General features: G+C 41.5%; 18 protein-coding genes, 1 tRNA gene and 2 pseudogenes. 7 read left to right on the top strand and 14 right to left on the bottom strand.

Annotated features, from left to right (window positions below):
* The first annotated feature begins 2 nt into the window (after positions 1 to 2).
* The 3 genes from CBS1_RS07475 to CBS1_RS07485 are packed head-to-tail and all read left to right on the top strand — an operon-like array spanning position 3 to position 4,196.
* On the top strand, positions 3 to 986 hold the full coding sequence (locus CBS1_RS07475) for an ABC transporter substrate-binding protein (protein WP_033191632.1): 984 nt from the start codon (positions 3 to 5) through the stop codon (positions 984 to 986).
* Positions 962 to 3,106 carry an ABC transporter permease gene (locus CBS1_RS07480; RefSeq protein ID WP_090223046.1) on the top strand — a complete coding sequence of 715 codons (2,145 nt, stop codon included), beginning with the start codon at positions 962 to 964 and terminating at the stop codon, positions 3,104 to 3,106. Before CBS1_RS07475 ends, CBS1_RS07480 begins: the two co-directional genes overlap by 25 nt.
* Before the next feature lie 19 nt (positions 3,107 to 3,125).
* A complete protein-coding gene (locus CBS1_RS07485; RefSeq protein WP_090223047.1) occupies positions 3,126 to 4,196 on the top strand; it encodes an ABC transporter ATP-binding protein in 1,071 nt (356 codons plus the stop codon).
* A 38-nt stretch (positions 4,197 to 4,234) separates the two neighbouring features.
* On the opposite strand, the pseudogene CBS1_RS07490 reads toward CBS1_RS07485, so the two are convergent.
* Together CBS1_RS07490 and CBS1_RS07495 are read right to left on the bottom strand one after the other, a co-directional pair.
* A pseudogene (locus CBS1_RS07490) lies at positions 4,235 to 5,801 on the bottom strand (sodium/proton-translocating pyrophosphatase).
* Positions 5,802 to 5,963: 162 nt separating this feature from the next.
* Positions 5,964 to 6,040 (bottom strand) — tRNA-Pro (locus tag CBS1_RS07495).
* 132 nt (positions 6,041 to 6,172) lie between these two features.
* Between CBS1_RS07495 and CBS1_RS07500 the strand changes: the two genes are divergently transcribed.
* The 3 genes from CBS1_RS07500 to proC are packed head-to-tail and all read left to right on the top strand — an operon-like array spanning position 6,173 to position 9,337.
* Positions 6,173 to 7,420: a glutamate-5-semialdehyde dehydrogenase gene (locus tag CBS1_RS07500; RefSeq protein WP_241685502.1), complete on the top strand. Its 1,248-nt coding sequence runs from the start codon at positions 6,173 to 6,175 to the stop codon at positions 7,418 to 7,420.
* Positions 7,421 to 7,440: 20 nt separating this feature from the next.
* The gene (gene proB, locus CBS1_RS07505) at positions 7,441 to 8,517 is read left to right on the top strand and encodes a glutamate 5-kinase (RefSeq protein ID WP_090223051.1); all 1,077 of its coding nucleotides are present in this window, start codon (positions 7,441 to 7,443) and stop codon (positions 8,515 to 8,517) included.
* A gap of 13 nt (positions 8,518 to 8,530) precedes the next feature.
* The gene (gene proC / locus CBS1_RS07510; RefSeq protein ID WP_305367216.1) at positions 8,531 to 9,337 is read left to right on the top strand and encodes a pyrroline-5-carboxylate reductase; all 807 of its coding nucleotides are present in this window, start codon (positions 8,531 to 8,533) and stop codon (positions 9,335 to 9,337) included.
* Positions 9,338 to 9,464: 127 nt separating this feature from the next.
* On the opposite strand, the gene CBS1_RS10510 is transcribed toward proC, so the two are convergent.
* The 3 genes and pseudogenes from CBS1_RS10510 to CBS1_RS10515 all read right to left on the bottom strand — a co-directional run bounded on the left by CBS1_RS10510 (position 9,465) and on the right by CBS1_RS10515 (position 11,362).
* Positions 9,465 to 10,208: a DDE-type integrase/transposase/recombinase gene (locus tag CBS1_RS10510; RefSeq protein ID WP_338323351.1), complete on the bottom strand. Its 744-nt coding sequence runs from the start codon at positions 10,206 to 10,208 to the stop codon at positions 9,465 to 9,467.
* Between the two features lie 114 nt (positions 10,209 to 10,322).
* Positions 10,323 to 10,394: pseudogene (locus CBS1_RS10895) on the bottom strand (hypothetical protein); the annotation flags it as partial.
* A 38-nt stretch (positions 10,395 to 10,432) separates the two neighbouring features.
* Positions 10,433 to 11,362 (bottom strand): DDE-type integrase/transposase/recombinase, encoded by a 930-nt coding sequence (locus tag CBS1_RS10515; protein ID WP_033191365.1) that lies wholly within the window; start codon positions 11,360 to 11,362, stop codon positions 10,433 to 10,435.
* 127 nt (positions 11,363 to 11,489) lie between these two features.
* On the opposite strand from CBS1_RS10515, the gene CBS1_RS07515 reads away from it, so the two are divergent.
* Positions 11,490 to 13,337, top strand: a complete 1,848-nt coding sequence (locus tag CBS1_RS07515) for an ABC transporter substrate-binding protein (RefSeq protein ID WP_090223093.1) — start codon at positions 11,490 to 11,492, stop codon at positions 13,335 to 13,337.
* Between the two features lie 53 nt (positions 13,338 to 13,390).
* On the opposite strand, the gene CBS1_RS07520 is transcribed toward CBS1_RS07515, so the two are convergent.
* The 9 genes from CBS1_RS07520 to CBS1_RS07560 form a co-directional block, all read right to left on the bottom strand.
* Positions 13,391 to 14,044, bottom strand: a complete 654-nt coding sequence (locus CBS1_RS07520; RefSeq protein WP_033191625.1) for an endonuclease III domain-containing protein — start codon at positions 14,042 to 14,044, stop codon at positions 13,391 to 13,393.
* 135 nt (positions 14,045 to 14,179) lie between these two features.
* Positions 14,180 to 14,884, bottom strand: coding sequence for an ABC transporter ATP-binding protein (locus CBS1_RS07525; protein WP_033191624.1), 705 nt, complete (start codon positions 14,882 to 14,884; stop codon positions 14,180 to 14,182).
* Positions 14,877 to 15,692 (bottom strand): ABC transporter ATP-binding protein, encoded by an 816-nt coding sequence (locus tag CBS1_RS07530; protein ID WP_236938381.1) that lies wholly within the window; start codon positions 15,690 to 15,692, stop codon positions 14,877 to 14,879. The genes CBS1_RS07525 and CBS1_RS07530 overlap by 8 nt, the downstream gene beginning before the upstream one ends.
* Positions 15,689 to 16,732, bottom strand: a complete 1,044-nt coding sequence (locus CBS1_RS07535; protein ID WP_128998137.1) for a branched-chain amino acid ABC transporter permease — start codon at positions 16,730 to 16,732, stop codon at positions 15,689 to 15,691. Before CBS1_RS07535 ends, CBS1_RS07530 begins: the two co-directional genes overlap by 4 nt.
* Complete coding sequence (locus CBS1_RS07540; RefSeq protein WP_090223094.1) at positions 16,729 to 17,622, bottom strand: branched-chain amino acid ABC transporter permease; 894 nt, start codon at positions 17,620 to 17,622, stop codon at positions 16,729 to 16,731. The genes CBS1_RS07535 and CBS1_RS07540 overlap by 4 nt, the downstream gene beginning before the upstream one ends.
* A gap of 100 nt (positions 17,623 to 17,722) precedes the next feature.
* The gene (locus tag CBS1_RS07545; RefSeq protein ID WP_090223096.1) at positions 17,723 to 18,844 is read right to left on the bottom strand and encodes an ABC transporter substrate-binding protein; all 1,122 of its coding nucleotides are present in this window, start codon (positions 18,842 to 18,844) and stop codon (positions 17,723 to 17,725) included.
* Positions 18,845 to 18,876: 32 nt separating this feature from the next.
* On the bottom strand, positions 18,877 to 19,992 hold the full coding sequence (locus tag CBS1_RS07550) for an ABC transporter substrate-binding protein (RefSeq protein WP_033191620.1): 1,116 nt from the start codon (positions 19,990 to 19,992) through the stop codon (positions 18,877 to 18,879).
* Between the two features lie 315 nt (positions 19,993 to 20,307).
* A complete protein-coding gene (locus CBS1_RS07555; RefSeq protein ID WP_090223098.1) occupies positions 20,308 to 20,793 on the bottom strand; it encodes a ferritin-like domain-containing protein in 486 nt (161 codons plus the stop codon).
* Positions 20,794 to 20,807: 14 nt separating this feature from the next.
* Positions 20,808 to 22,682, bottom strand: a complete 1,875-nt coding sequence (locus CBS1_RS07560; RefSeq protein ID WP_033191618.1) for an FAD-dependent oxidoreductase — start codon at positions 22,680 to 22,682, stop codon at positions 20,808 to 20,810.
* Positions 22,683 to 22,685: the final 3 nt, after the last annotated feature.

Here is a 22,685-nt window from a genome sequence, read left to right on the forward strand (position 1 = left end):
GTATGAAAAAGCTCTTGTTCTTGGTTTTCGTATTATCAGTAGTTATCGCGTACGCAGGCAACTACGTTAATGCTTATACCACTCTTGAAGAGCCACTTGCAAAGGCTCTTTTCCAAGAATTCGAAAAGGAAACGGGTATAAAGGTCAACTGGGTAAGATTATCGACTGGTGAAGTACTTGCAAGGCTTGAAGCAGAAAAGAACAATCCACAAGCCTCGATATGGGTCGGTGGTGTTGGTGTCTTCCATGTTGAAGCGAAGTTGAAAGGTCTTACAACTCCATACAAAGCTCCATACAGTCAGTTCATAGACGAGAAATTCAAAGACCCTGACGGCTATTGGATAGGTCTCTACGTTGGACCTCTCGCGTTTGCGACAAACAAGAACAAAGCCAAAGAACTTGGTATCACACCACCAACAAGCTGGGCAGATTTGATAAAGCCACAGTACAAAGGGCTAATAAGAATGGCAAATCCGAACACTTCAGGTACTGCGTATAACGTTATTACAACCTTGATTAACCTTTACAACAGAGATGAAAACAAGGTTTTTGACTACTTAAAGAAGCTTGACGCAAACGTAAACATGTATACCAAGTCAGGTTCAGCACCAGGAAAAGATTGTGCAATTGGTGAGACGACCATAGCGATTGGCTATCTCCACGACCTTGTGAAACTTCAAAAAGAGGGAGCGCCTATCATCATCACACTGCCTTCAGAAGGCTCCGGATATGAAATAGCAGCAATGTCACTTATAAAGGGTGGAAAAGAACCTCTCGAAGCAAAAAAACTCTACAACTGGATACTTGGCGACAAAGCGCAGGAAATAATCGCAAGCTGGTACGTGATTCCTCTATCACCTAAGGCACCGAAAAATAAGATGGTTTACAAACTATCAGATGTGAAGTTAGTCCAGCAAGACCTTCTTTGGGAAGCTCAAAACAGAGAGAGGTTAGTGGACAGATGGAACAAAGAAATTGGAAAATAATTAAATATGTCATTGCGCTCAGCATTTTGTTTTTTGTGCTCTTTTGGATACGTACAACGATAAGAAACGAGTTCTCCCGCTCCTTGCGGGAGAACTTATTCAGGTTGGCAAACTCAATATCGACTATGGAAGTTGACTCTATAAGTGAGAGATTCCCCGACATCCTTGTCTACAAGTCAACATTTGAAGGTGAAGAATACGAGACAAGAAAGGGTTTGAAGGGACTTGTTAAAACGCTCCCTGACTACAGCTACGGAGAAGAACATGCTTTTTATGAAGAAGTATATCTTTCCTCTAATATCCTAAGAGTTGACAACAAAGACTATTTTGTAGTCTTTACACCTATTGTTAAAGACTTTGAAGTAGCCGGGATTCTTATCCAGCTCCATCCAGCAAGTGACTCTTTGAAACTACTCAGAACAGTAGATGTTATGTTCCTGATATTCTATGGACTTTTCGCAATTGCTTTTGCGATTGCTACGTTCTCGATAGATCCGGTGACAACGTACGCAATAATTGTCACTTTTGGAGTCGTTTTGGTATTCATCGTCTACCCGCTTTATGAAGCGGTTAGGCTGACCTTCATGAGAACCGGCACGTTTACTACCAGTGTATGGAAGACAGTACTTACTGAAAAAGGATATTTGAAAGCGTTTGCTAACAGCGTGTTACTCGGTTCCATAACAGCGACTGTTTCCACGATCGTAGGTTTCCTTTTTGCATTTTTAGTTACGAGAACAGCAATCAAGGGAAAGAAATTTATCTCCACATTAGCAACGCTGCCGGTCATTTCACCGCCGTTTTCTTTAACCTTGTCCATAATACTCTTGTTTGGTTCAAATGGACTTATAACCAAGCAACTTCTGAAATTGAATTGGGATATATACGGTTTAGATGGTTTGGTAATTGCGCAGACGATGGGAATGTTCCCAATTGCGTATCTTACGATGGTCGGTGTTTTAGAAGCTATAGACAGCACGCTTGAAGAAGCCTCAATGAACCTCGGTGCAAGTAGGTGGAAGGTCTTTACAACAGTAACGCTACCACTATCACTTCCAGGGCTGCTAAGCTCGTGGCTGCTTGTTTTTACGAATTCGGTGGCCGACTTTGCGAATCCTCTAATGCTTGGTGGAAAATTCAACGTGCTTTCAGTCACTGCGTACCTCGAAGTAACTGGTATGAATCGCTTAGACAGAGGTGCTGCTCTGTCGTTATTGCTGTTACTTCCTACGCTCACCGCATTCTACTTGCAAAGGTATGTCGTTAACAGGAAATCGTACGTTACGGTCACAGGTAAACCCAGCGGTAGGATAGTTGAGATTGTAAGCCCTGGTGCAAGAAGGGTTCTCAGTGTGATAGCGTATGTAATTATAATATTCCTGGTAGGTTTGTATTCAACAATCTTTATGGGTTGTTTCGTCAAGAACTGGGGAATAGATTATACCTTTACAACTGCAAACATCGTCGAGGCACTCCAGCGCGGTAAAAAAGCGTTAACGGATACAACTTTGCTTGCGACTGTTGCGATGCCAATTGCAGGTGTATTTTCAATGATTGTTGCGTTTCTCTTTGTTCGTAAAAAGTTCCCAGGCAAAAAACTGTTGCAAGGTCTTGTACTATTACCATTTTCAATACCAGGTACGCTTGTGGGTATAAGTTATGTGATAGCGTTCAATAAGCCACCACTAATATTGGTTGGAACGGCTGCGATTATTGTGATAAATTACGTGATCAGAGAATTGCCCGTAGGGGTAGAAGGCGGAGTTGCTACTCTGAAACAAATAGATCCATCGATAGAAGAAGCAGCTCAAAATCTGGGAGCTAACCCACAGACAGTGTTCTCGACTATAATTCTTCCGCTCATAAGACCAGCGTTTATTTCAAGCCTTTCTTACACTTTTGTTAGATCTATGACCGCAGTTAGCGCGGTGGTGTTCTTGATTTCGGCGAAGTGGTATCATATTACTATGCAGATATACAATTTCTCAGAGAATCTAAGATTCGGTCTTGCAAGCGTACTATCTTCGGTACTTATAATCATAATCCTTGTTGTCTTCGGATTATTGAGGCTTCTCGTTCGTAAGAGCGAATATTTAGAAAAAACGATTGTCCAACAATGAAAAGAGAGGGATACATACGATGAAGCAGGTCTCATTGAAAATAAAGAACGTGTCTAAAGTATTTAAAGATTTCAGAGGAAGAGAAGTAACCGCGGTCGATAATATCAGCTTCGAAGTTAACCCGGGGGAATTCGTTACTTTGCTGGGGCCCTCTGGATGCGGTAAAACGACAACTTTAAGAATGATTGCTGGCTTCGAGAAGCCAACCAGTGGAATGATACTAATTAACGATGTAAACGTGGTAGAAATTCCACCATGGAAACGAGACACAGCTATGGTTTTTCAAAGTTACGGACTGTTCCCTCACATGAACGTTGCTGAAAATATTGCCTATGGATTGAAGATGCGAAAAGTACCGAAGGAAGAGATAGAGAAGAAGGTCAAAGCCATTTTAAAGGTTGTTGGACTTGAAGGGTTTGAAGAAAGGCCGCCTTCCAGTCTCTCGGGTGGACAACAACAGAGGGTGGCTCTTGCAAGAGCGCTTGTTGTTGAACCTTCGGTTCTTCTTTTTGACGAACCGTTGTCAAATCTTGACGTATTGTTGAGAGAGCAGATGAGGGTTGAAATCAAGAGAATTCAAAAAGAAGTAGGTATAACGGCAATATATGTCACGCACGATCGAACAGAGGCACTAACACTTTCAGATAAAATTGTTCTCATGAAAGGTGGAAAAATAGAACAAATAGGTACACCGGAAGAGATTTACGAAAAACCGGAGAGTAAATTCGCGGCTGAGTTTATGGGTAAAATCAACTTTTTCCCAATAGATGTTGTGGAATTTCAGCCGGACAAAACGGTTGTCAAACTGAAGAATGCAGTCTACGAAATTCCTTCAGTTCCTACTAAGAGAAGTGAGAAGTACGTTCTCGGTTGCAGGCCGGAAGGCTTGAAACTATCAAAGGAAGGACCGGTGAAGGGAATAATAACGACGATAGTCTATCTTGGAAACTTCTCAGAATACTACATTCAAACGGATTACGGAGAGGTGATGGTCAAGGTGTTACCTCCGTTCGATAAAAATCTCACTGAAGGCAGGGAAGTGTTCATCGAAGTAATACCAGAAATAGCAAAGATTATACCAGAAAGCTAATAAAAGGGCGCTCAAACGAGCGCCTTTTTTCGTGCATCTTAAAAAATACTGAACTTTTGAAAGAGCGTTGCGAAGATAAGTGAAATCACCGCCATGATTTTTATCAGTATATCGAGGCTAGGACCGACCGTATCCTTCAATGGATCACCAACAGTGTCGCCTACAACCAAAGCGGCGTGCTCCGCCGATCTTTTTGCCAAACCTGGGATTTTGCCCTGCTCCAAATGTTTCTTTGCATTATCCCACGCACCACCGGCATTTGCTGTAAATATTGCGAGCATTATTCCACTAAGCGTTGTTCCCACAAGTAGACCACCTACAAAATCAACACCGAAGGTGAAACCAGATATCAAAGGTGTCACGATAGCTATCATCGCCGGAAGGACCATCTGTTTGAGAGCGCCGTCCGCACTGATCGTGATGCATCTTTCATAATCGGGAGTCTGGGTACCATCAAGTATACCAGGCATTTCTTTAACTTGTCTTCTGATTTCCTCAACCATCTTCGAAGCAGACTTAACGACCGCTTCTATGAGTATCCCACTGAAAAGAAAGCTGAGTAAGGACCATATCGGAATCCGTAATTCACAAGTGCTTCGTTTGATTCGCTTTTTAACAATATCCCTGTAAGTGCAAAATTTCCAACACCGGTTAAGAGAGCGGATATGATAAGCGCTGTGTTGAGCTCTTGGTGTGGTTTATCTGATAGTTTTCTGAAAACCACAAACATTATACCTATCGAACATGCAATCAAGCCGACCGTAGTAAAGGCTATCGGGTAGAGAATTAGTTTTACTGCCGTTTCATAGAATTTGCCAGAAAGTACGTAGTTGTAAGAAGCAAGTACAATAGCAGACAGCATCGCACCCACAAAGCTTTCAAGTAAATCCGCACCAAGACCGGCGACGTCTCCAACGTTGTCACCGACGTTATCAGCAATCGTTGCAGGGTTTCTGGGATCATCTTCGGGAAGTTTTAACTCTGTTTTTCCAACAAAATCAGCTGCCATGTCGGCTGCTTTAGTGTAAACCCCTCCACCAACCCTGTCGAACATAGCGACTATCGAACAACCAAGTGAGTAACCTGATAAGGTCATGGCGAATGGGATGAAATTAACACCTATGTGATTACTAAAGATCTGCATGCTTTCAAAGCTCAGCTGGTTTTTGAATAGGGTTAGCACTATGTTAATTCCCAAGAGCGCCAGTGCACCGACTGAAAGTCCCATAACAGAACCGCCTTGGAATGCAATCTTTAAAGCAGGTCCAATTCTTTTCGTTTACCTTGCAGCTTCCAAGACTCTTACATTCGCCCTAGTGGCGGCTTTCATGCCGAAGCAACCTGCTAAAGAACTCATAAATGCACCGAAAAGAAAAGCAATACCTACGTACCATGCTGTTAAGAGACTGAGGACGACCGCGATAACGATGGTATAAATTGCAACTGTTCTGTATTCGTGGTAATGAATGCGTCTGCTCCTTTGCGAATGCATATAGAAATTTCTCTCATCCGTTCAGTTCCTTCTGGTTTCTTGAGGAATGAATAGAAGTTGTAAGCAACCAACATAAGTGCGACTACAGGCCCAAAGACGAAAAACAGTTGCATAAGGCTCCCCCTTGTTTGGTATTACAGTTCTCATGGCCAACTTTTTACTCTAAGTCTATCGCAAATTATTCAATTCTCAAAATTGCCGAGTTTATTTCAGAACAGTCTAAGAAAACAAAAAAGAGGGCACCATTTTTGATGCCCTCTTTCTGCTTTTACTTTTGGTCGGGGTGACTGGACTTGAACCAGCGACCTCTTGCGCCCCATGCAAGCGCGCTAGCCACCTGCGCTACACCCCGACTCTTGTGTTGATACGGAATTATTTTAGCATATGCTCAATAAAAAATCAAGTAAGTGGGAAGTGGACAACTTTGGTGTTGCTTGTGTTATAATATTCAAAAATTCTGGAACGTAAAGTAGGGGGGATTATTGTGTACGAAGATGTGGAACTCTCTCTTAAGAATTTGAGAGAAGCTTTCGAGGTGTTAAGTCGAGAAAAGTCTGAGAAAAAGAACAAATTTCTGAAAAGGCTTGCTGAGAAAATAGATGAAAACCGAGAGTATCTGAAAGCTGAAAACAGCAAAGATGTAGAAAGAGCTCGTGAATTGAAGGTCAAAGAATCTCTGATAGATAGGCTGGTACTTAACGATAAAAGGATAGACGAAATGATTGAAAGTTGTCAGATTGTCGAAAGCTTGAGAGATCCCATCGGTGAAGTTGTCGACTCGTTCGTCAGAGAAGACGGTTTGACAATTTACAAAGTCCGTGTTCCGATAGGTGTTCTTGCTATTATTTACGAATCACGTCCAAATGTGACGATCGAAACTTCCATTTTGGCACTAAAGTCGGGAAACACGATATTACTTAAAGGTGGTTCTGATGCGCTAAATTCAAACAAGGCTCTTGTCAAACTTATAAAACAAGCATTAGATGACGCTGATTTACCAAGAAATTCGGTTGAATTAGTCGAACATACTGATAGAAGTGTTGTTGATTACATATTAAAACAACGCGGGTTGATCGACTTAATCATTCCGAGAGGAGGCAAATCTTTAATTGACTATGTTGTAAGTAACGCAAAGATGCCTGTTTTGGAAACGGGGGCTGGTGTCTGTCATATATTCGTTGATGAGAGTGCGGACATTGACAAGTCAATTGCAGTAATAGATAACGCGAAAACCCAAAGACCTGGAACCTGTAACGCTGTGGAAACTTTATTAGTCCACAGAAAAATAGCCTCCGAATTCTTACCAAAGTTGAAAAAGTTATTTGATGATAAGAAGGTTGAAATTCGTGGCTGTGAGGAGACCAGAAAGGTCATAGAATGTGCCCCGGCCACTGAGGAAGATTGGGCAACTGAATATTTGGACCTGATTATATCCGTGAAGGTTGTCTCTTCGTTAGATGAGGCAATTGAGCATATCAAGAAATATTCTACAAAACATTCCGAAGCAATTCTTACTGAGAACTATTCAAACGCTATGAAATTCTTAAATGCAATAGATTCATCAACAATTTATGTTAATGCTTCAACAAGGTTCACAGATGGTGGACAATTTGGAATGGGAGCTGAGATTGGCATAAGCACTCAAAAGTTTCACGCGAGAGGCCCTGTAGGACTCAAAGAACTAACAACAACTAAATTTATCGTCTTCGGTGATTATCATGTCAGAAAATAACCATAGGAGTGATTGACATTATGGCTAAGATTGTACTGAAGGTTGGCAGTAATTTGCTTGTCAAGGAAGATGCAATAGATAAGACGTATGTTATGAAGCTGGTCTCGCTTGTCGACGAGCTAATGGGTTCAGGCCATCAAGTGGCAATTGTCTCATCTGGTGCTGCAGCTTCTGGAAGAGCATTGTTAGCATTCAAAGGACATTCTAAAAGCCTTCTATCCAAGCAAGCACTTTGTGCCATCGGCCAACCTAAGTTAATGGAAATATATCAGCAGGCGTTTAGTTTTTACAATCGGCAAGTTGCACAGATATTGTTGACGAGGGACGACTTTAACAACCGGCAGCGGTTTCTAAATCTCAGAAACACACTAATTGGTCTAAGTGAACTTGGTATCGTACCTATTGTGAACGAAAATGACACGATTTCGGTTGATGAAATAAAGTTCGGTGATAATGACGTGCTTTCTGCCATGTTTTCGATATGCTGGGGTGCTGACTATCTGTTCCTTATGACTTCAGTTGATGGTGTAATAGGAGAAGATGGAACGGTTATAGAGAACTATCCAATTGACATCCAAAACGTAAAAATAGCCGAACTTGGAAAAACTTCTTTTGGTTCTGGCGGTATATTTTCGAAAATTGCGGCTGCAAAGATTGCAGTTGAAAGCGGCGTGGATTCGTATGTGATTAATGGCAGGAATTTGGAATGTGTAAAAAAGATACTTAGAAGAGCGAAATGTGGAACCAGGTTTGTTACTTCGAAGCAAAGAAGACTATCCAAAAGAGAATCATGGGTGAAGTACATCAGCAAGCCAAAAGGAACGGTTTACATAAACGAAGGTGCGAGAACTGCCTTGTTAAATAGAAAGAGTCTGTTACCTGTTGGGGTAGTTGATGTTGAAGGTAAGTTCGAAAAAGGTGATGTCGTTCTTTTAGCTCATGGTGAGGAGATTTTGGGAAGAGGTATCACAAACTATTCAGCCGATGAAATTCAACGAATAAAAGGGTTAAGAACTTCGGAAATCCCTGAAGAGATTTACACATACGATGAAGTAGTACACGCAGATAACGTGATTCTTGAGATAAAAACATTATAAAGAAAAAAGGAATTTGCTGAGACGGTTGGTGATATGTATGAAAGTAGGGATAGTAGGTGTTGGAAACATCGGTAGCATGATTTTAGAGGTTTTAAACAGCAAAAGTGAACACGAGTTCTTTATATACAATAGGTCACCCGAAAAAGTTCGAAAGTATGAAGCGTTTGAGAATATTAAGATCTGTGCGAACATCCAGGAAGTCTATCAGGAATCTGATTACACGTTCCTCTGCGTAAAACCTCAACAAGCCCCGCAAGTATACGAGGCACTTGCTGGAGTATCACAAGAAAACGGAATTATAGTAAGTACTGCTGCTGGCAAAAGGATAGAAGAGATTTCGTCTGCCACTCGTAAGAACAAGATAATCAGAATAATGCCCACGATAACTTCGAAGATTTCCATAGGTATTACCGCTGTCTGCTACAGTAAACACGTACCTATGGAAAAACGGAAAGAATTTTCAGAATTAATCTCTCCATTCGGTGAGATAATGGAATTGGAGGAAGATAAATTCGATGCGTTTACTGTGCTTAACAGCAGTGGCCCAGCTTTTGTTGCTTTCGTGTTGGAAAGTTTTATAGAAGGAGCGATAAATATCGGTGTCAATCCGGATTACGCGCGAGATATTGTACTCAGAACCTTTGAAGGTTCCATAAAGTTGCTGGAACATATGAACATCGAACCTTCGAGGTTGAAGTACCTAGTTTCTTCACCCGGAGGAGTTACTATACGAGGCTTGTACGAACTTGAAAAGAATGGAGTCAAGGGTGCAATAATGTCTGCAATATATGAAGCATACAAACGAAGTCACGAGTTGTGAAAGTCTAGTATCGAGCATCTAATTTTCATATTACAAACCATATGGTTAAAAAACGGAACATTTCGTTAATGTATATGGTATACTATTTGAAGTAAAAGTGAGAGACGGAACTGTACCTTGGATGCTGTTAACTTGTAGTGATGGAAGACAATAGAACACTCATAACACGCGCAATATCATTCCCGTTCAGTTTCAAGAGATTTCTCACTACACAAAAGCTGTTTACGTACATTGGAAGATTGTCAATATTCTTAAATCCACGCTTGGCTCGTACAAAGTCTTGGAATAACGAAAATTTAGATTCACATTGATTGTTCTGCCCAAGTCTCACAACTATATGGTTGATATTCTTGTATAGTATCTTCACTGCACCATACGCACCAAGTCCATCAGTGATTAGTTCGATTTCTCTTTCGTTGTTACCAAAGAACTTCTCTAACAATATCTTCACCTGACCCATATCACGATACTTAGACACATGCCAAGCAACAATAAGATTCGAATTGTGCTCAACTAAGAACCAAACGTAGTACTTTTTGGATTTAAACACAACGACAGTTTCATCACCATGGACTTTGAAAGCATCTACAGGAACGAGGATGGAAAAGAAACAAGACAACTTAAGGATCCACTTGTAGATAGCGACATGAGAGACTTTGATATTAAGTGAGTCTCTGATGGAACGCAAGGACACAGCTTTGAAATAAAGGACGAAGGCTTTAAGGACAATAAAGATAGGGAAACGGAAGAACTTGAAAGAGTCGAAAGGAAGAGGGACAAATTGAGGTAAGTTAGTTGGGATTTCGTCTCTGGTATGGCAAGAACGGCAACGGAACTTAACGAAGGCTTTTTTGACTTTGTGGATTTGCATAGTTTTTCCACAGACAGGGCATTTAGGATAAGGGAAAGAGAAGAGCTTGTGTTTTTTTGAATGAACAAGTCTGAAAGTGCGCTTACAGTCTTTGCAAAAGTATTGTTGGTTACCGTACTTATCATGACCGTTTTTGTAGATGTTGGTAGAGCCGCATTTGGGGCAAGAGACTACAGAATTTTGCATAGTGGAGTACCTCCTTTTTGTGAGAATTGATGATCCTGTTAACTTGTAGTGATGGAAGACAATAGAACACAGATAACACGCGCAATATCATTGTTGTTCAGTTTCAAGAGATTTCTCACTACACAAAAGCTGTTCACGTACATTGGAAGATTGTCAATATTCTTAAATCCACGCTTGGCTCGTACAAAGTCTTGGAATAACGAAAACTTCGATTCACATTGATTGTTTTGCCCAAGTCTCACAACAATATGATTGATATTCTTGTATAGTATCTTCACTGCACCATATGCACCAAGTCCATCTGTAATTAGTTCGATTGTTCTTTCGTTGTTACCAAAGAACTTCTCTAACAATATCTTCACTTGACCCATATCGCGATATTTGGATACATGCCAAGCAACAATAAGATTCGAATCGTGCTCAACTAAGAACCAAACGTAGTACTTTTTGGATTTAAACAAAACGACAGTTTCATCACCATGGACTTTGAAAGCATCTACAGGAACGAGGATGGAAAAGAAACAAGACAACTTAAGGATCCACTTGTAGATAGCGACATGAGAGACTTTGATATTAAGTGAGTCTCTGATGGAACGCAAGGACACAGCTTTGAAATAAAGGACGAAGGCTTTAAGGACAATAAAGATAGGGAAACGGAAGAACTTGAAAGAGTCGAAAGGAAGAGGGACAAATTGAGGTAAGTTAGTTGGGATTTCGTCTCTGGTATGGCAAGAACGGCAACGGAACTTAACGAAGGCTTTTTTGATTTTGTGGATTTGCATAGTTTTTCCACAGACAGGGCATTTAGGATAAGGGAAAGAGAAGAGCTTGTGTTTTTTTGAATGAACAAGTCTGAAAGTGCGCTTACAGTCTTTGCAAAAGTATTGTTGGTTACCGTACTTATCATGACCGTTTTTGTAGATGTTGGTAGAGCCGCATTTGGGGCAAGAGACTACAGAATTTTGCATAGTGGAGTACCTCCTTTTTGTGAGAATTGATGGTGGGGGGTGTTCCACTAATAAGAAGATAATACGGTTTTTGGAAATTTTCAATACTTTTAGTTAACAGCATCGTACCTTGAAAGGGGGGATTGGCATGAAGTACGTGAAGTACCTACTGGTAAGTATTTTGGCTTTGGCGGTCGTTGCTTTTGCGTTCGATCCGACTATTTACGTGTCAGCTGGCGTTGGTGAACCGGATACCTTGGATATCCACCAGGCCTACGATACGGTCAGCGGTGAGATTATCTACAACGTATACGAAAGCCTTATTGCCTACAAGGGGAGCAGTTTGACAGAGTTTGAACCAAGACTGGCGACGCAAGTTCCAAGTTTGAAGAACGGTCTTATCAAAGACGGTGGGAAGACGTACGTATTCCCTATCAGAAAAGGAGTCAAGTTCCACAATGGTAGCGCATTAACACCTGAGGATGTGGAGTACTCCTTTGAAAGAGGGCTGTTGTACGACCCAACTGGCGGCCCCATGTGGATGCTGTGGAATGCCATCTTTGGTGTCAACTCGCTTAATGAAATGATACAAAAGTACGTCGGAAAACCCGTTACAGAGATATTCAAAGACGGAGAACCGTTACCAGAGTTCAAGGATAAGCTTGTCCAGATGTACAAGGAAGTTATTGACCCCGCTATCGAAGTCGAGGGTGACAACGTTGTCTTCAAACTTGTCAGACCATACGGTCCATTCCTCACAATAATGGCACACACGGTTGGATGGTCAGCTGTACTTGATAAAGAAACATCCGTAAAAATGGGGCTTTGGGATGGCAAGCCAGATACTTGGTGGAAGTATAGAAATATCGCTAAGGAAAAATCACCACTTTACGCAACAGCGATCGGGACAGGTCCTTTCAAACTTGTTGAATGGGATAGAACCAACAGAAAAGTAGTGCTCGAAGCAAATAAAGATTACTGGCGCGGAGAACCAAAGCTTAAGAAGGTCATACTACTCACCGTAAGTGAATGGGGAACAAGGAAACTGATGCTTGAAAAAGGCGACGCTGACGATATAGCTATTGTTCTTGAATATCTCGACCAAATAAGAGGAAACAAGGACATACAAATTATTGATAACATCCCGTCTATGTCGGTCACAGTTGTTGGTTTCTCTTGGTCAGTTTCACCGAACAGCAAATATATTGGTAGCGGAAAGTGGGATGGAAACGGATTACCACCAGACTTCTTTAGTGATATCAACGCAAGAAAAGCGATATCTTATGTTATCAACTACGATGCTGTGATCAGAGATGTTCTAAAAGGTTACGGTACAAGGATACCAGCTGCTCTTCCAAACGGATTACTTGGATTTGACCCGTCACTTCCACTCTATAAATTCAACGTTACTGAAGCAAGAAAAGCACTTGAAAAGGCTTGGGATGGTAAGGCCTTAAAGGTTGGAATAAAGTTCACAGTAGCCTACAACACAGGAAACATGATGCGACAAAGAATTGCTGAGATGATAAAAACCTACCTCGAAATGATAGCGCCTGGCAAGATCAAAGTAGACATAGCGGCACTTAACTGGCCAAGCTATCTTGATGCTATGAGAAAGTCAGAACTTCCGATGCCGATATTCAACTGGCTTGCCGACTTCCCTGACCCAGACAATTTTATATTCACGTTCTATCATTCGGCAGGAACTTACGCACCAAGACAGGGAGATAATTTCAAAAAATTCGTTAGCACACCAAGAAAAGAACTCGGTGGCAAGAGCTTAGATGAATTGATAGAAATGGCGAGGAATTCTTCAGACCCTGAAGAACGAGCTAAACTATATGTACAGATTCAGAAATTCGCAATCGACAACTACATTAGTATCCCAGTTTACCAACCAGTGGGAGTCAGAGCTCAGAGAGCATGGGTCAAGGGTTGGTATCCGAACCCGATGAGACCGGGTAACGACTACTTTGAACTCTACAAGCAGCAGTAACTCTAATAGTTTAAGCGCTAAAAATTGAAGCCAGGGGTAGTTCCCCTGGCTTTTCATTTGGTTTCTCTTCTTGTTTTGTAGCCGCATTGTTCTATAGGGCACATTTCACACCTAGGTTTCGTTTTACAAAATGCCTTCGCATGTTCAACTATCAGTCCGTGAAATTCCTGATATAATGGTACATTTTTGGGATAGAAGCTTTCAAATAGCAGTCTGTATTCATCGTACTCCTTAAATTTAATGTTTAAGATCCTCTCTAGGATGCGTTTCGTGTAAGCATCTACTACGAAAATAGGTAGTTCCAATGCATAAAGAATAATTGAATCCGCAGTTTCTTTGCCGATACCTTTGATACTCAGCAATTCCTCACGAACTCGTTCAGTGCCTAGTTGCTTAATTGCTTGTATGTCCAAATCATACTTTTCGATCCATTTCAAGAGATTCTTTAACCTCTCGGCTTTAATATTGAAGAAACCGACAGGCTTAATAAGTGCGGAGAGCTCTTGTACACTTTTCTTTGTCAGACAGGTGAGTATGTCTTCTTCACAGTTGTTCCTGATATTTTCCAAAGCCTTTTGGACATTTTTCCAATTTGTGTTTTGTGTTAAAACAGCGGAAACGATGATTTCTTCGGTTGTGCCTGGCCACCATTTGCCCAATTCTCCGTGGATAGATTTCAGCTGATCGTATAGCTCGTTAAATTGCAAAGCCAAGCTCCCTCCCCTGAAGTGCAAACCAAAGTGTTTTTGAGTAATTTTCTAATTCTCCAAACAGAGTTTAGCACAAAAAAGCGGAGGTTTGAATAACCTCCGCGATTTTCTAAAGCCTACTATCATTTGTAATCATCCGCCGAGATACGCTTTCCTAACTCTTTCATCTTCGAGAAGTTCTTTTCCAGTACCTTCAAGTACTATTCTTCCGGTTTCAAGAACGTACGCATAATCAGCCAACTTGAGGGCTTCATATGCGTTTTGTTCAACGAGGAATATCGTAACTCCCTCACTGTGAATTTTCTTGATCATCTGAAATACTTCCTTAACAATGACGGGTGCAAGACCGAGTGATGGTTCATCGAAAAGTAACAGCTTTGGCCTTGACATTAAAGCTCTTCCGATGGCAAGCATCTGTTGCTCTCCACCTGACAACGTACCGGCCCTTTGATTAGTTCTCTCTCGTAACCTGGGAAAGAGGTCGAAGACGTACTCTATATCCTTCTTGATCTGTTCTTTATCTTTCCTCAAATATGCACCTGCAAGGAGATTTTCGTAAACTGTCAAGTTTGAAAAGACTCTACGACCTTCTGGAACCATCGTGATCCCCATTCTTACTATTTCGCTTGTGTCAAGTTTCGTCAGTTCTCTGCCGTTGTATTTTATGCTTCCTCTCGATGCCTCTTTCAAGCCGCAAATGGTCCTAAGAGTTGTTGACTTACCTGCACCATTTGCACCTATAAGTGATATTATTTGACCATCCTCGACTTTCATAGATATCCCTTTCAGTGCGTGAATACCGCCGTAGTGTACGTGCAAATCCATAATCTCAAGCATCTTCATCACCTGCACCTAAGTAAGCTTTTATCACAACTGGATTCTTTTGAATCTCTTCTGGAGTGCCTTCTGCAATCGTGACTCCATGATCGAGAACGATAATTCTCTCACAGATATTCATGATAACTTTCATATCGTGTTCTATAACTATGACCGTAAGTTTAAACTTCTCTCTGATCCTCAGAATTAGCTGGTTTAATTCAAGCGTTTCGTCAGGGTTCATACCAGCCGCAGGTTCATCCAAAAGCAACAGTTTAGGCCTTGTTGCCAACGCTCTAGCTATCTCGAGCTTTCTTTGAAGACCATAGGGCAAAGATGTGGACTTATAATCTGCAAGGTGGTCTATGCCCAGCTCTTTCATCAGTTCCCAGGTCATCGTTTGAATGTATTCTTCTTCTTTTTGATAATTTGGTAAAAACGCGATAGCTGAGAACAAATCAGACTTAAGATGTGCGTGGAATGCTGTCATTATGTTTTCCTTAACTGTCATATTGCCGAAAAGTCTTATATTCTGAAATGTTCTCGCGACCCCAAGCCTTATAATTTTGTCAGTTTTAAGATTCGTTATATCTCTTCCGAGAAACTCTATCCTTCCCTCTGTTACTGGGAAGACGTGTGTTATTAAGTTAAATATCGTTGTTTTTCCTGCTCCGTTTGGACCTATCAATCCTAATAGCTCGCCATCTTTCAGTTCTAAGTTAAAATCAGATACTGCGACAAGACCGCCGAACTTTTTAGTTACATGTTCCATCTTCAAAACAGTTGTTTTCACTTCTTTTGAAGGGGCGGTTGCCTGCAACGTCATCATTGGCTCACCTTCCTTTTTGTGAACAGCCTGAAGAAGCCTTCCCAAGTGAACTCACGTTGTCCAAATAGACCTTGCCTGAAGAAGAGGATGGTAATCATCAGCAGAATCGAGAAGATGAGCATACGCATACCAAGAATACCCGGAATCGTTATTCCGAATATTTTCATTGGCATTTCGACAAATCTTAGAGCTTCCATCAGGAAAGCAAAGCCGATTGCAACAATAACACTACCGGTAATATTTCCAAGCCCTCCGAGTAGTATTATGGTTATTATCTGATAAGTAAACAATATGCTAAAGGAGTTTGGGTCAATAGTCATGAGCAAGCTACCCAAAAGTCCCCCTGCGATGCCTGCGAAAAATGCTCCAACAACAAATGCGAGAACTTTATGTTTGAAAAGATTTATACCCAAGTTTTCCGCAGCCACCTCATCGTCTCTTATAGCTTTCAGTGCCCTTCCGTAAGAACTATCAACAATCCTTCTGATGACTATAATAGTTACTATTGCCCAACTAACTGTCCACCACAGGTTCGTGTAGGTTGGCAACCCCTTTAAGCCTAACGGCCCGTTTGTTATGTTCTGCAAGTTGTTAAAAAGAGACCGAATGATTTCTGAAAAACCGTATGTAACGATTGCAAGATAGTCACCGCGCACTCTAAGACTCGGAGCACCGACGATAAAACCCATAAGTGCAGACATTAATCCACCTATCAGCAATGCCCAGAAGAACGGTATGTGTATCTTATCAAGCGGTGAAATCAGTGGTTCCATGAAGAAATTAGACAACTTGCTCTCAGGTGACATGTACAACAGTGCAGAAGTGTACGCACCTATTGCCATAAAACCAGCGTGCCCGAGAGAAAATTGACCCGTAAATCCATTTATTAGGTTCAAACTGACGGCAAGAATAACGTAAATGAATCCGGTATTTAAAATCCTCTTTATGAAAGGATCCATATACTTTTCAGCAAAAAATACGAAAATATAAACGATAATGATCAGCATTATACTAAGCATAATTCTTGTTGAGCGCTTCATGCTTTTTCACCTACCTCCTGACCAAAGAGGCCATTTGGTTTGAAAATGAGAACGAGAACTAAGAGCAAGAAGATAAAAGCTTCACGATAACCAGAGTATTCTGGGAACATAGCAGGAATTAGCACGGTTAACAAACCAAGAACAAATCCACCTATAAGCGCGCCTTTAAGACTCCCGATACCACCAACAACTGCGGCTATGAAAGCCCTACTACCAGGATACTGCCCCATGAATGGAAATATCTGTGGATATCTGAGTGCCCAAAAAACGGCACTAACAGCGGCAAGTCCTGAACCAAGAGCAAAAGTGAATGAAATTGTTCTGTTAACATTTATTCCCATGAGCCTTGCTGTGTCGAAATCTCGAGAGAGGATACGCATTGCGAGTCCTGTTTTTGTTTTCTGTAGTATAAACGTGAGTATTAGAACAACTATTATTGAGAATATAATCGTGTAAATAGACACCGCTTGTATTCTAACCTCACCGAGTACTATAGTTTTTTTCATCGGTTCCGGAACTGGGAACGATCTTTGGATACCACCAAAGACCACAACCGCAAAATTCTGAAGTAAGAACGACATACCTATTGAAGACACGAGAGAATTTATCCTGGGGTACTTCCTAAGCGGTTTATACGCAACTTTTTCGATACCTACGCCAAGAAGAGAGGTAAGAACGATACCCAAGATTACGGCACTTAGCCAAGGAGCACCGAATATCAAAGATGTGTAAAACATGAAATACGCAGCCATCATAAACACGTCACCGTGTGCAAAGTTAACAAGTTTTACAACACCGTAGACGAGAGCATAACCAACCGCGACCAATCCAAAAACAAAACCAAGTGAAATAGCGTTTACCATATGTTGCAAGAATAAGCTCCAGTCCATCCCAACACCTCCAAATCATTGAAAAATCAAGAAGAGAAAAAATAGATAAACTAAAAGACAGGAATGGCGAAAGCCACTCCTGTCGACAAGTAGTAGTCAACTATTCACCCTTAATCACAGTTACGAACTCAAATTTGCCATTCTTTATCGTTTTAATAACCGCATCTTTTATTGCATCTCTGTTCTGGTCAAATCTTATTCTTCCGGAAACACCTATGAAATCTGTTGTAAGCAATGCCCTTCTTATCATTTCAGGGTTATCGCTACCTGCTCTCTTTATCGCATCGATTAGTACCATATAAGCATCGTAAGCAAGTGCAGGCAGATAACCAGGATCTTCGTTGTATTTCTTTCTGTACTTTTCAACAAATGGTTTTGTCTTATCTGATAGTTCGGCTTTAACATCAAACATCGTGCTATAGTAAGCTCCTTCAACTGCACTACCACCGATTTCTATAAGCTGTGGTAGGTCCCAAGTGTCACCACCGAGAAGTGGCTGTTTTAACCCGAGTTCGCGTGCTTGTTTAGCAATAAGGGCTGCATCGCCGACTATTCCTGCTGGTACAAATATGACGTCAGGATTAGCTTTCTTAACAGCGGTAAGTTGACTTGTGAAATCTTGGTCTCCGCCTTGATATGCAATGTAGACTTTTACTGACTTGGGATCTCCGGTCAATTTTACAAATGCATCCCTGAAATAATACGCAAGACCAACCGAGTAGTCGTTCGAAACATCATATATGACAGCAGCTGTTTTGGCTTTCAAGTGTTGGACAGCAAATTTTGCCATTACCGTGCCTTGGAATGGGTCGATGAAGCAAACTCTAAATACAAATGGTTTGTCCTTTGTAACGAGTGGATTTGTATTTGAAGGAGCGATGTAAACAACTTTATTCTTGTTCGCTATTTCGGCTCCTGGTATTCCGAGTGCACTCGAGTAAGTGCCAATAATTGCGGAAACTTTGAACTGTTCAATAAGCCTTGTCACAACGTTAGCAGCTTCGATCTTATCGCTCTTGTTATCAAGAATGACAAGCTTTATAGGTCTTCCAAGTACGGATGGTACTTCTTCGTACGCCATTTCAATACCTCTCAAACCAAGCTGGCCACCCATTGCATAGTTTCCTGTTAGTGGTTGAGTAACTCCTATCATGATTTCATTTGCTGCAAAGGTGATTGATAAACTCAGCAACAAGGCAATGAAAATAATGAGTTTTCTCATAGTAATCCCCTCCTAAACTCTTATGTAAAACCCTATGGTTTTACAATAGTTATCAGCTTAAATTTGCCATTTTCTATCTTCTTTACAATCGCATCTTTTATTGCGTCTCCGTTCTCATCGAATGTTATAGAACCAGTTGCACCTTGGAAGTTCTTAGTTTGAGCTAACGCATTCTTGATGTCCTCTGGTTTTGCAGATTTTGCCCTTGTAATCGCGTCGAGGATGACAAGGTAGGCATCGAAACCAAGTGCTGCGAATGCACTCGGTTCTTCGTTGTACTTCTTTCTGTAGGCCTCAACGAATTTTTTCGTCATTTCAGTTGTCATAGCTTTCTCGTCGAAGTGAGTGCTGAAGTAAGCTCCTTCAACTGCGTCTCCTCCAACTTGGACTATTTCCGGAACTTCCCAAGTGTCACCGCCCAAGAATATTGACTTAATTCCCATTTCCCTTGCTTGCTTCATAATCAAAGCAGCGTCTCCATAGGAACCAGCTGGGATGAAAAGGACATCTGGGTTCTTTGACTTAGCCAACGTTAGTTGGGATGTGAAGTCTTGGTCTCCACCTTGGTAGGAAGCCACTCCAAGGACAGATTTGCTATTGCCTGTAAATTCAATGAAAGCGTTCCTGAAATAGTGTGCCAACCCAACTGAGTAGTCTGAAGAGATATCCTGGATGATATACGCTGTTTTTGCCTTAAGTGTCTCAACCGCGAACTTTGCCATAACTCTTCCTTGGAATGGGTCAATGAAACAAACTCTGAAAACATATTCCTTGTCCTTTGTTACTAGCGGGTTCGTTGGTGAGCATCCTACCATCGGGACTTTCATCTTGTTTGCAACTTCGCTGCCAGGAATAGCTAACGAACTACCATAACTTCCGATGATCGCACTTACGTTGTAGACTTGGATCAACCTTGTGACTGCGTTTGCTGCTTCAACTTTGTCGGTTTTGTTGTCAAGAACAATCAACTCAACCTTTTGGTTAAGGACCGTTGGGTACATTTCGTTAGCAAGTCTGATACCCTTGAGCGTGAGCTGACCACCGGCAGCAAAAGCTCCCGTGAGCGGTTCGAATACACCTATCCTGATAGCCGCAAATGTGGAAACAGCCAGTACAAGCACAAGAAGAGCCAGAAGAACTTTCCTCACAACTACCCCTCCCTTCAAAGAGTTGAAATGCCTAAAAAATTGATAAAGACAATTTGCTGAGTGTTGCAAATTGTTGCAGGAAATATTCTGCGGTATTTTGTTACATTATATAATAAAACATTCAAAATTTTAAATGTTGATAATTAATTATGTAGGTTTGTTTTTTTGAAATTATTAGTGAATATTTGCATTTTCTTGCGATTTGGTAATTTTATCAATCATAATATTGCGAATGATGTAAACAAAGAAGCGAGGCCTTTCTGCCTCGCTTCGTGTTTAGTGCTTTTAACTTTTAAGTTTTCGTGTGGATTATTTTTAAAATGGATAAAACCCCAACTCCAGGTTGTTCCTTTCAATTATCGCCTTTATTTCTTCTTCAATTATCCTCTTGTGCCCCTCTTCCCAATCTCTCAGTACCAAGAGCAACTTCTTCACTCTTTCATCTATCTCTTTCTGAGCCGCTTTTTCGTAAAATTCCATAAAGTCTTTTTCGATTAAGTAAGCCATCCTCAAAACGGAAAGGTCAGCTATATCGTCTTCCTGAGAGGTTTCGGAAATTTTTTGCCCTTCGTATCTGGATTTGTAATACGTAGTACTTTGCTGCGGTAGCGATTCAATTTCCGAGCCTTCTTCAAGAGATTTTCTTAATCTTCTGATGAATTCAGTGTGTTCTTTTTCCATCTGGGCTAAGTAGTCGAATATGTCAGCTACCGACTTGTTCTTCACTTCGTCCCTTTTGGTTCTGTAGAACTTGAATCCTTCTATTTCAAACTGTTCCGCTAACTTAAGTACGTCGTACATGCTCTCCCTCCTTATCATTTCTGCTCTCTCAAGTATTGGTCAATACCTCTTGCTGCCCAGTAACCATCTGCGACACCATGTATTATGTCCGGCCCATTGACGATATCTCCACCAGCAAAAAGCCAAGGAATCTGTGTTTGCCTGAGATTGTTTGTAAGTATCCTTGGTCCGACGAACTGGAGCTTCGATTTCCATTCTTCTGGGAGATACGAGTAATCGGGTGCTTGACCGATGGCTTCGATTATCATATCACCGTCGTAGTATTGAACTGTTGATTCGTCGAACTTAGGATTGAACCTTCTGTTTTCATCGAAGACCTCGGTACATTTTACACATTCGATTCCTTTTATGTTGTCTCTATCATCGAAAATCACTCTTCTAGGACCCCAGCCCGGACATATCTTTACACCTTCTTCAATGGCTTCTTCGATTTCTTCCATGTCAGCGGGCATTTCGTCGTGTGTTCTTTCAAGACATGTGACCGTGACATTTACCTCACCGTATTTCATCTTTTGAAGCCTTGCCATACTCCTTGCGATATCCATTGCGACGTTTCCGCCACCGATAACTACGACTCGTTTGGGTATCTTCGGTTCCGGAGCTTCGCCGCGCAGGTAATCTCTTATAGCCCTCAACAGTGGCAATGCTTGGACAACATCTGGATGGTCAGAACCCGGGATTTTTGTAGACCTACCGAGTGTCAAACCAGTTGCCAAGAATATCGCATCGTACTTATTTTTCAACTCTTCGAATGTAATATCTTTCCCAACAGCGACACCGGTGAAGATCCTTACACCGAGTGATTCGATGAATGCGATATCCTTATCAAGTGCTTCGTCTGGCAGCCTGTACCTCGGGATACCGTACCTCATGACACCACCAGGGCGGTTGAGTGCTTCGTAGATATCTACCTCGTATCCCATCGTTGCCAAGAAGTAAGCAGCGGACAATCCTGCAGGACCACTACCAACGATAGCAACTTTCTTGGGTTGTTTTGTCACATCGAATGTCACAATTTCATGCCATTTTTCAGCTGGAACGCTATCCGTTATGTACCTCTTCAACCATCTGATAGCGATTGCTTCTCCCCTGTGAGAAATCGCACAGACTTCCTCACAGCGATGTGTACAGACTCTTCCACAAACACTTGAGAGTGGATTTGCACCGAAGTTGTTTTGATCTTCGACACCTTTGAGAAGCCACTTGAGAGCGTCCTGTAAGTCATCTTTCCAAATTGCCTTTATATACTGTGGTATCTGCATGTGCTCTGGACACCTGTCAACACAGATAGCACACTCAACACACCTTGCAGCTTCAGATATAGCCTGCTCTTTACTGTAAGCTTTGACAAATTCAACAAAAGAATCCACACGTTCTTCAGCTGGGAGTGTTTCAGGCATAACTCTATCAAGGTCGAGTAAGTCGCTATCTTCATCCCTCGTCCAACCGATCTTGATTTCTTCTGGGGTCTTGTTAAGTATGCCTTTCTCAGTTGGCGCGAAGTAGAAGTCTTCAGGATTTGGAGAAATGAATATGTATTCCCTTGTCATTTTCAAAGAGCCTGTTGTACAGATGTCGACACACATAGCACAAAAACTACATCGGCCGTAATCTATCGTAGGTCTTTGTGGTTTCATGCCGTATTCTTGCTTCATATCAGGCACTTCTACCATCGTTATCGCATCAGTTGGACATATCTTTGCACAAGTTCCACAGCCGATACACTTTTCCCAATCGTTCACATGGAAACCTCTGTACCTTGGAGCAGCTTCCCTGGTTTCTTTTGGAACGCGTATAGTTACCGGCTTTTCAAAAAGATTTTTCCAAGCTATGAGCGGGGCGAAAAAACTCTTCTTTGGCGTTTCTGTTCTATTTTCTTTTATTTCCATCAT

Source organism: Fervidobacterium changbaicum (assembly GCF_004117075.1).
Classification (GTDB): domain Bacteria; phylum Thermotogota; class Thermotogae; order Thermotogales; family Fervidobacteriaceae; genus Fervidobacterium; species Fervidobacterium islandicum.